This is a genomic window from Thalassotalea litorea (genome assembly GCF_005843925.1).
Classification (GTDB): Bacteria; Pseudomonadota; Gammaproteobacteria; order Enterobacterales; family Alteromonadaceae; genus Thalassotalea_A; species Thalassotalea_A litorea_A.
Genome location: NZ_VCBC01000009.1, coordinates 187,119 through 197,448, shown reverse-complemented (window position 1 = coordinate 197,448; position 10,330 = coordinate 187,119). Strand labels below are relative to the sequence as shown.

Here is a 10,330-nt window from a genome sequence, read left to right as displayed (position 1 = left end):
TGTATGGACTCCGTCGTAAAGGTTTGGTCATTTTTACGTTACATCCCCGAGGGGAGGGAGTCCATACATCGTGACACTACAGGGAATCTTAGCTAGAGCCGAATGTCTCAAAAGTGCCAATAAGAGCAGTACGTATCGCAAGCGATGCTCCGGGAACGTGACGGAAAAACGTCACTTCGAGTACACAATCGAAGATTGTTTCGGGTACACGACGAAGAACGTCGCTTCGGGTACGCTGATGTCATCAGCTCCGAGTACACGCTGTTTCGAGTGAAAAGCAAAACCACCTCGCGTCATTCCCTGACACTACAGGGAATCTATCGTAACCGATTGAACGGCGGCTATGTGCCATTAGCTGCCCGTTAGCAATTGCTAATATACGGTGACTTTTGATCCGAACTCTGCGCTCAGTATAGAGATTAATACAGTTTTACCGAATCTAGGCAGCTTACTACCTTGGTTGTAGCACTTGGTTAAGCATGATGTCCTTCCATAGTTTGTTTGTGACGATGTAGGCAAAAAGAAACAAACAGAGATATGGCACCACAAACGATAAACCAAAGCGCTAAAATCAAGCCTTGATTATAAATATATAGTTTGCCTACCACCCATGAAAGACAGTAAATTGCTTGAAAAAACCAGATATATGCTGCTGTTGAAGTTGAATATTTGTATGATCGAGCTGCTAGCATTAGCACTGACACTGTAGAGACAAAACCTAAGGGGTAATACCAAGGGTTCCATTCGAATATAGATGTAGGAGTTACAAAAGTCGCCAAGAGAAACATACCTAGCTCAGGAGTCAGTATTAAAGACGGTCCAAATAATATGCATAAGACTTGGACTGCTCGTTTTTCTAATTTTGTTTCTCTTTCCATAGTAGTGTTTAACAGTTTATTTTGTTTAATACTCGGTAACTCTATTTTGAAGAATCCCTGAACGACTCTAGTTCGCTCTAAGAAGACATTAACCTTTTCAGTTGGTTAGCGTCAAATTCATGTAATGCGCTATCAAAATCTACCCAGAGTGGTGTCTTAGAAGTTGATAAAAACGTCAATGACACGAAGTAACTTTTAATTCTGGACGATTTATTTATTGCTCCTCGAAGCTGGCACCTTTCAAGTTTTTCACTACAGCTTTAATTTCCTGAACAAGGTAACTCAAAGATTTCGGATTCACAGGAACACTATCATTGTTGTAGAAGTGAAAATTATAAACATTTGGATCAAATGGGTTTACGCCGATTATCTTGATGTCTTCACGCCAAAGCTGAGTCAGTGAGCTATCTGAATTTGGTCTTGTAGGCACGCTTCTAATCGCAAATGCATTCGCTTCGCCAAATGCCTCAATGCGCGAATAAAAAACATTCCTAGTGGTAGGAGAAATTTTGAAGGTGATACTATAAATAGGATTTTCAACATCATCTGTATCAGGTATTGTCGAATAACCAAAAGCCACACAAGCAACTGCAACAATAAGCCCCACCAAGCAGTTCCAGAGGTTTTTCCCTGTCATATCAACCCTCCAATCCGTGATATTTTCGTATGTTGGCGATCACCTGTTGATCGACATACCAGAAGCTTACGAACTTGCAGGCCGATTATCACCGTCCTCAATTCGTATTAGATTTGAATCTCCATTAGCGATTTACTTACAGTTAGTTTGAATGACTGTAGATCGCTCTTTAAAGTCCATGGGAATCAAAGTTTTTTGTAAAAAACATCTATTTCGTGGGTAGTAGCCAAATATTTTTTATCATCCCTGCTAAAGCAAACTTTCCGGACCTCTTTTTCTTCGTAATTAAGACCAGAGACTGTAGTTCTATTTAAAGTGGTAGAGGCTGCACAAAACGTTTCGTCTGTCTGATTTAATATTTCAACGCTATCACCTGAGGACTGGGGCATCGAACTTGGTTTACCCATCATTTTCATGGCCCCCAGTAACTGTTCTTTCGTAACTGATCGAGAATCTTTGCCAATATCTGGAACATTGAGAGATTGCACAAGTGTGTATTCGTTATGCAACCATGGTTCAAACTTCTCTACATCATTACTGAGATAAGCTGATTCAAATTCAAGGTAAACAGAAGTTACCCCTGCATCATTTGCATACGTATTAGCGGATAATAACATTAGAAAAATTGTAAGACGGTACATGATAAATCCTTTATTCCTACAACAATTGTAGTGTGTCCACGAAAATGGGGTAAGTCGACACACCAGCCGCTCGCGACTAGCAACTTATCAATAACTTACGTTATTTATGGCGACGTCGCAATGTGCCATTAGCTGCCTGTTAGCAAATGCTAATATACAAAAGCTCTAAATAAGGAGTTTATCGAGGCTCGATGAGATTTGAAATGATTTAGTTTTTAGACTCACAATATAAGACGTAAGTACTATTGATGTATGTGCTAATACTTATTAGGCATGAGACGATTATAAAGTAAAAATTCTCGGTTAGTGGTACCAATATCAAACCGTATTCGTTCTCTATAAGGGAAGCTGCCTGTACACCAGCCAAACCACAAAGTAGAAAAGTTGCTTTGCCATGCCAGGTATTTGACACTTTTAATTTGGAGTTGTCTCGATTCGACAAAATTACTCCTAAGAAAAAGGGGGCAAGCAATAATTTATTATGGTACCCCCAAAAAAGAATAAGTAACGTACCTACAATTAACATTGTTCCTACCAGGTGCCTATTCCAAAGCTTATATTCCTCAATGAAGTTCACTATCCTATCCTAATCAAAATTTGTTTTAAAAAGTTCTTCAGCTTTATCCCTGCATGAGCTACACACTACTTTGAAGTCAGCTTTTTTCATTCAAGAGTCTTTAGATCTACTACCTATTTTTTACAAGTGAGTCTTCACACGGCGAACACAAAGCCCAAGTCCTTGCGCAATCTTCATAGTCATAAGTAAAAATCAACAGAGATGCCTTTACTTAGTGCTTTGGGAATATGAATGCAAGCAACGCCGACACTATTCCTTCCTTGCTTTTTGCAATTAATTGTCTTCAGAAATGACTCTTAATCGCTCACTATAGACATTAACCTTTTCAGATAGTTAACGTCAATTCAAGGCATACCAGCAATAGCCAACCAAGTCTTAAACTCACACGTGCATCCGGTGAGACATAAAGTCGCAACCACACCCTATGAGAGCCACAGTTCGCAATTGTCACCCGGTGAGACACAAAGTCGCAACCCCACCTTACGAGAGCCCCAGCTCGAAGTTGTCACCGGATGAGACCTTTAGGTCGCAATCCCTTCCCTTTTCATGCCAAATACGTTAGGTTAGTTTTTGACCATAATGGAAAGCAGCTGACAGGACGTTACAAACGGCGAGCGAAGCTGAATTCTAATAACAATAATTTGCGCTAAATCACTGAGGTTGCCGTGCCAGTCGACCATTTTATCAACGAAAAGATATCGCAGTTGATGTACTACCTGAACGCGCTGTTAAAGAACGAAGTACATCCAACCGAAATTAATCTGTTCATTTGGGACTGTTTTGAAGAATGGAACGTCCTGAAAGTCACAGATGACACACCCAATAACGCCAGAGAACGGGTATTTTGGCACCTTTTGCATGAATTAAAATTAGGCTCCGGTTCGTTAAACGACCTGGATAATGACTGGAATCTCAAATTTGAGATTGAAGCCTGTATGGAATTTTTGCAAGGTCAGGGAAGGTACCCGATTCATTGTGTCGGTTGGCGCCCAGTTTAAAACTGCATTTACACCTGATCTCTAATGCCTGGCAGTCACCTGCCAGTCGATTTCATTGGCAATATTTTCAATAAAGCCCTTTGTTATCGTTCCAGTCGACAGAATATCCATCCAGCCCCCCTATCTTGGCCACATCGCTCAAATATTGATTTCTCTGCTTACTAATATTTGTTAGTCTCATAACAGCGCCAATAACAAAGAACAAACCACGTGCAATCATTTCGCCACACGCTCTCTTATTTTTCCAATCCCAAGCTCTTAACCATTTTTTGTTTTGGTATTGCCAGTGGTTTCCCCTGGGTCTTAATTGGCTCAGCAATGACGGCGTGGCTCACGGATGAAGGATTAAGTCGCTCTTCGGTAGGGCTTTTTGGTTTAATCTTTGTCGCCTATTCGATTAACTTCCTTTGGTCCCCTTTGGTAGACAGAGTCAACCTGCCTTGGTTGGGGAAATGGTTGGGTCAACGAAGAAGTTGGATCTTGCTTACCCAGGTCATTATTACCCTGTGTGCATTTTCCCTATCGTTATTTGAAGCGAACTCACAGCTTGCGACGATGGCACTCATTGGTTTATGTCTGGCAATAAGCTCGGCAACCCAAGACATCGCCATTGATGCATACCGAATTGATATTCTCGATAATGATGATGCCAGCATGGCCGCAGGCTCGGCCATGGCAACCTCAGGTTGGTGGACAGGTTACGCCGGGCTGGGTGCCATCCCATTTTTATTGGTTGATCACTCACAACTTTACTGGCCGCAAGTTTATTTAGTATTAACTCTGCTTATGCTGTTATTGATGATCACTGTCTTTGTGGTCAGCGAGCCACAAACCAATCGCCAACAGCAACAAGACAAAATCCAACAGGACTTTTTGACGCAGGTCCCGCACCACCCGCTGTTAAGTTCTGCTATCACCGCTTGTATTGGCTTGCTCATTGTTCTTATCGCCTATGCGGGTTTTGGTTACCCTTTATGGCCCGAGCAATGGCTCGCGCGCAGTAGCGCTCCGGTATCCAGTACGGTGCTAGGCATTTCCCTGTTGGGGTTAATGTTTTTCTTGCTAAAGGCATTACACCGCCAACGGTTGAGCGTAACGTCGTCTTTGCAAACACATATTCGGCCTAACGGATTTCATCATTTAATTGCCTGGCTACTAACCACCCTGGTTGCACCGTTACATGAATTTTTTACCCGCAACGGTACACGGTTTGCGCTTTCGGTACTGATGTTTATCTTCTTGTTTAAATTAGGCGAAGCCTATCTTGGCCGGATGAGCCTGGTGTTCTATAAAGAAGTGGGATATTCCAATACCGATATTGCGGTATTTTCGAAACTAATGAACTGGTGGGTCACCATTTTGTTTTCCTTAATTGGCAGTGTCTTCACCATTCGCTTTGGCATTATTAAAGGCTTGTTTATTGGTGGCATCGCCATGGCATTGTCCAACCTAATATTCTCAGTCATCGCGCTGACAGGTCCAAGTCAATGGTTGCTGGGAATTGCCGTGCTCGTCGATGGCTTTACCGGCGCCTGGGGCTCGGTCGCATTTGTCGCATTACTTTCGGTGTTATGTAATCGTACGTTTACCGCCAGCCAATATGCGTTGATGGCCTCTATCGGCACCTTTGGCCGCGTAACACTTGGCTCGTATTCTGGGGTGATTGTTGACGGCCTGGATGGTAATTGGGCATTGTTTTTCGTGTTAACCGCACTAATGGTGATCCCAAGCCTGTTATTTCTGTATAGCATTAGAAAGCCATTAGGGCGGATTATTGCAAGCAACCAACAAGCAAGTTAAGCTCTTATTAGTGTTTTGCCTTGTAATGAGATCTTGCTTCAGTTTTGCAGGGAATTGTTTAGAATAGGTACAAAGATTGTTCTTTTATCGTTGTTTAAACAATAAATTAGCAAAATAGCGTTAGCTAAAAGAATCGAAGCAATCAATCATTCATCAACAACAATCAGGTAATTAACAATACTATGATCCGATTATTTTTTCTTATTCCTGTCATTATGTGCCTGGTATGGTGGTGGTACTTAAAAAAGCACAATTACTCGGCCAAGCAGGGCTTTAGAGGCTTTATGTATATCGCGGTATTTAACGCAATTATTATTGGCTTTTTCACCTTGATGATCCATCTCACCTCAGAATAATAAGTCAGATATTACCCTAAACAAAACCGGAGCCATGCTCCGGTTTTTGCTACTGAGAACCTTAGATAATAATACGGGGCTAATTATCCGAGGTTAATTATCCGAGGTTAATTATCCGAGCCTGAAGTTTTAGTCTGATGAGGAGTATCGGCTTTCACGATAATTGGTTTCGCCATCATAAATCCATCGTCCGTGAGTCGTTTCCAGCCCCATTTAACCCAACGGATAAATGTAAAACTTAACCACATCACCCAAAGTAACATCACGGCTTTATACACCAGTATCGGTAGACTCAACACCCATATCTGTGGTGTCAACCCGGCGCTTTTATCGCTGAACCAGTTCAGGCTCCAACTATGGGACTGATTGCCAACAATGCCCATATCCGGGGCTGAGAGCAGAGCCACGGGGATAATACCGACCAACCCGATAAGCGTCGCGATCGCTAGCAGTGTGATCCCTATCTTGCCGAGGTTATACCGTCGCCAATGCGACTCGTTCTGTGGCCGTTGATAAAAACGAAGCGCGGCAAATGTCAGAACAATCATGATAAATACCGACCAGTTATTGGTACTGATACCTAACCCCAACAGTAACCATTGCCATAACGACAATGGCGCAAAATTTAACTTTGACAACAATAGGGCCGCTAATACAAATACCACTAATTCGCTCCAATAAACCACGGCCGGCCCAATGCTCGGTCCCGATGTAAATAGCAGCCAGCGATCACCATTTAATGGCATTTGACTCTTGATATTACTCACTGGCACCTTGAGATCAAACACCGGAAACTCACTATGGAGCGTTAACTCCTGGCTATGGCTAAATGCCAATCGATAGTTATGTTGCCCAGGGGATATCGGCAATACCAGTTGCTGCTGTTGCAATTGCAATTGTAAACGCCGGCCATCAGTTAATGCTTCGGTGAGCTCATATCCTGGTGGAATATCAATGCGATGTTGAGCGGCTTTGGTACTGCGATAATCAAATTCAAGCTCCAATTTAGCCAGTCGCTTGCCCGGCATCCAACGGATTTTGGCATTATCAATTGCCAGGAACTCACCTTGTACAGCCTCAGGTCTGCTGACATTAAAGGTTAACGTTTCGCCTCGTTGCGGTAAGAAGTTGAACTCGAAATAATCATCACCACTCATCTCATAGAGAACCTGAGGCACCCCTTCAAGTGATAGCGTCCAACTCGGACTTGCAATGATTCGCCATTGCTCAATATAGCTATCATTGTCTGCCGCTTGCCAGGCGAACTGAGTGACTCTGGGAATGTTGGAGTGCCAGGTAACCGAATCTTCGGCAGCCGACATTGTCACATTGACCTGATTATCTTTAACCACGACACCCGCACTAAACACCTTCTCTTGTGGTAGCAAAGCAACATTTACATTTATCGCTCCCTTACTTGGCGCCACCCTTTGCACTTCGGTTTCCAGACGCCAGTTCTCGTCAAAATACAGGCGACGATTTACCTTTACAAAAGGTTTAATGCGTTGTTTAACGTTACCCGCCTGTTGTTGTTCAGAATTGCTTTTGGGTATCAACTCTAAGGTATTGTGGGTTAGCTTATTACGATGAACCCCGGAAATTTCCCAGCCGAGAACCTTCTGCCTGACCGTTTGCGGGCGCTCATCAAAACGAATCGCAATGGTGTCTTGATGGAAAATTTCGCCTTTTAGCTCAATTTGATGGATACCCGCTGCGACCATTATGTAGGTCTTATCCTGACGTTTTAATAACGCTTTGGCTCGCTGATCATTAATCAACACCTGTTGCGCCCGCCACTGCGGTGAACTTGGTAAAGCGATAGCGACCGATGCTATCGCATGCACATTCAACACTAACGTTAGTTGCTGTTTGTCTATAACCAGGTCAACCGATTGCACGGTCGCGCAATCCGGATCGCACTTTTCAGGCTGCGCCAGCTTTTTCTGTAATTCAAGCAGGAGTTGTTGATCCGGAAAGCCTGCGGCCTGTAGTGGCTCAGATATCAACGATGTGGCCATGGTAAGCAAGCCAAGTAAACCAACCCCTAACACGGATTTGCCTTTTGCCTTGCTCTTGGTGACATTACCCTTAAGCCAGTTTTTAACCTGCTCGCCTGAAGAAAAACTGTTTTTGAGCATGAGATAAAGCATCAGCAATAACAGACTTAAGCCACTCAAACGCAATAGATTGTATACGGTCGGCGACAGTATCAGTAAATGAATTTGCTGGCCCTGTTCGACCGGGCTATTCCATCTTGCGCTATAGGAATTCCAACGCCACTGCGGACGTCCGGATCCAGCTTGCAGCGGTGCATTGGCCTGATAACGAGAAATTAATTCGCTACGTTTTACACGTGACTCTGTCACCTCGATGCGCTCGAATTCATCGTCTTCGCGCTTGCGCTTTGCGGCGGCTTTATATTCCGCATCCGCCAGGCGTCGCTCTTCTAATGCCTGTGGCGAAAAAGCTTCAACCGATGCGCTTCGTTGCAGCTTATCAGCGACATATTGGTGTTCAAGCTGCGGGTAAACTACCAAGCGCAATTGGGTAGCCATAAAGTAAGCACTGGCTAATAAGGCTATCAACACCGTGGTTTTGGCTAAGGCCTTTGCAATAAAACCAAACCTTGTTGTATGGATTTGGCGCTGCAAGGCCACAAACAATAATGCGACACCAATGGCGATAACCGGGGCACCCGGTTCATGATAAATCAATACCAGAGCAATCATGCTCAGCGCCGCGATAGGTTTATTGAATAAACTGGCAATCAAGCCGGTGATCAATAAAACCACAAAGCTATTCCAAAGGTTCCATTTATCCAACCAGGTGTTAGAGGTATGGTCAGCACCAAATAACGCAAATAACCGGTACGATGGCGGTAATTGAATGGCATAGTTGATGGTATCAAAGGATTGCTGCCAGCCGGTGATATTAAACGTCGAAATCGAGGTGATTTGTCCCTGAGCATGAATATCCAAATGGTGATAACGGTTTTCAATACCGCGCACCTCATCAACCTGACTGACCAATAAGGTGCCGTCCTGATCTTGTCCGGATTCCAGACGATAAGGGCTGGGCATGGACAGGCGCCAGTTTTTGAGCATTTTCCCGGTTAAGTGATCCCGAAACGTAAACCCCTGACCATCAAAATTGAGCCACAGATTGCGTTGCAACATAAGCTGATTGCGGATCTGGGCCGACATTCCCCGGTGGCTAACGTCAATGTGTAAATTCGACTTATCATCTAGCAGATAGCCCGGCAGTTCTTCCCATTCGCCTGGCAAAATTGCCTGAGAGGTATCCGCTGGCGCCGGGCCAGTGATTTTTGACATGCGAAACGACTCATCTGGCGCATACACCCAGATTTCCTGTTCTGGCCACGGTGAGGTTATCCTTGGTCGGGTAATCGTCAGCTGGTCTTGTCTGGCTCTAGCCTGTATTTCCACTTCCCAGTCACCTGGTAACGCCTTGATATGCAATTGCCCCTGGCCATCTAAATACGTCGGGAGATCCGATTCAATGCCCGTTAGGGTAAATCCTTCGGGTAACGCCTGGCCAAGATTTTCTTCCCTTGCCTGACCATACACCTTTAAGGTCAGCAATGTAGTTAAACTCAGATACGGTCCATCTTCCAGCAAGCGGGTAACATCGATGGTCATTTCATTGGCCTCAACGCGAGCAAGCTGTGGCGCACCAAGCCAGAGTTCACCACCTTCGAGGCGAAGATTTTCTTTTTTGTCACCGTTAACGCTTAGTTCAAATAAAGCCGTTTGTGGCGGGATCCCTAACTGCTTTGGTATGTGTTGCCAGTGAAATTCACCACGGATCTGATAATCGCCTTTCGGTAACAGCACATGCGGTCTTCCCTGATGACGTACAACCGCGACCGTTTTTTGGTTTGCGGTAACATTTTCTGGCCACACCCAGTTATCACCAGGTAACGCCACCCAACTTTCCTTATTCAGAACCAGCCAGCGCTGGGAAAATTCACCGGCATTGGTGTTCAAATCGAGAATAAGGGGAGAATTCCAGGCACAAATATGATGGCTAATGTTATTAAATGGTAAGCGATTTATATTAGGACACTGCAAGTCCTGAATATCGGCTTGCACCCATGACTGCCAGGGTTGCAAAGACTTGGGGATATCCTGCAGATTGCTATTTTGTGCTACGACCGGATTGCTGAAAGCAACCACAACCGTAAACACCAACACACGTGCAACATTCACCAAAAACTGCATACCAATTCCTTATAAAAAGTCGAATAACGAGTTCATCAATCATTAAACTAACAACAAAAACGTGGGTTAACAATAAGTTAATAACCAGCATCGGTTAGCCCAATCATTGCCGTTCAATGTCTACTATTTGTTCTGCGAATCAATCGTGTTACCCAGATCGCATAAAAGCAATTAGGTTGCGCTACCGGTTGCTATACTGTAC

At 44.1% G+C, this 10,330-nt stretch carries 6 protein-coding genes; 3 read left to right on the top strand and 3 right to left on the bottom strand.

Annotation, left to right across the window (positions count from 1 at the left end; all coding sequences use genetic code 11):
- Positions 1-1,092 precede the first annotated feature (1,092 nt).
- Both FE810_RS10670 and FE810_RS10665 read right to left on the bottom strand, forming a co-directional pair.
- Positions 1,093-1,515 carry a hypothetical protein gene (locus tag FE810_RS10670; RefSeq protein WP_138320040.1) on the bottom strand — a complete coding sequence of 141 codons (423 nt, stop codon included), beginning with the start codon at positions 1,513-1,515 and terminating at the stop codon, positions 1,093-1,095.
- Between the two features lie 185 nt (positions 1,516-1,700).
- On the bottom strand, positions 1,701-2,156 hold the full coding sequence (locus FE810_RS10665) for a hypothetical protein (RefSeq protein WP_138320039.1): 456 nt from the start codon (positions 2,154-2,156) through the stop codon (positions 1,701-1,703).
- A gap of 1,284 nt (positions 2,157-3,440) precedes the next feature.
- Here FE810_RS10665 and FE810_RS10660 point away from each other — a divergent pair.
- The 3 genes from FE810_RS10660 to FE810_RS17085 all read left to right on the top strand — a co-directional run bounded on the left by FE810_RS10660 (position 3,441) and on the right by FE810_RS17085 (position 5,887).
- Complete coding sequence (locus tag FE810_RS10660; protein ID WP_138320038.1) at positions 3,441-3,731, top strand: hypothetical protein; 291 nt, start codon at positions 3,441-3,443, stop codon at positions 3,729-3,731.
- Positions 3,732-3,941: 210 nt separating this feature from the next.
- The gene (locus tag FE810_RS10655) at positions 3,942-5,531 is read left to right on the top strand and encodes an AmpG family muropeptide MFS transporter (RefSeq protein WP_246037021.1); all 1,590 of its coding nucleotides are present in this window, start codon (positions 3,942-3,944) and stop codon (positions 5,529-5,531) included.
- A 182-nt stretch (positions 5,532-5,713) separates the two neighbouring features.
- On the top strand, positions 5,714-5,887 hold the full coding sequence (locus FE810_RS17085) for a hypothetical protein (protein ID WP_171022335.1): 174 nt from the start codon (positions 5,714-5,716) through the stop codon (positions 5,885-5,887).
- A gap of 107 nt (positions 5,888-5,994) precedes the next feature.
- Here FE810_RS17085 and FE810_RS10650 read toward each other — a convergent pair whose 3' ends face one another.
- Positions 5,995-10,128 (bottom strand): hypothetical protein, encoded by a 4,134-nt coding sequence (locus tag FE810_RS10650; protein ID WP_138320037.1) that lies wholly within the window; start codon positions 10,126-10,128, stop codon positions 5,995-5,997.
- Positions 10,129-10,330 lie beyond the last annotated feature (202 nt).

Coding starts and splice junctions, on each gene's coding strand:
- FE810_RS10665 (WP_138320039.1), bottom strand. CDS start 2,156: ATGTACCGTCTTACAATTTTTCTAATGTTATTATCCGCTAATACGTAT.
- FE810_RS10670 (WP_138320040.1), bottom strand. CDS start 1,515: ATGACAGGGAAAAACCTCTGGAACTGCTTGGTGGGGCTTATTGTTGCA.
- FE810_RS17085 (WP_171022335.1), top strand. CDS start 5,714: ATGATCCGATTATTTTTTCTTATTCCTGTCATTATGTGCCTGGTATGG.
- FE810_RS10660 (WP_138320038.1), top strand. CDS start 3,441: ATGTACTACCTGAACGCGCTGTTAAAGAACGAAGTACATCCAACCGAA.
- FE810_RS10650 (WP_138320037.1), bottom strand. CDS start 10,128: ATGCAGTTTTTGGTGAATGTTGCACGTGTGTTGGTGTTTACGGTTGTG.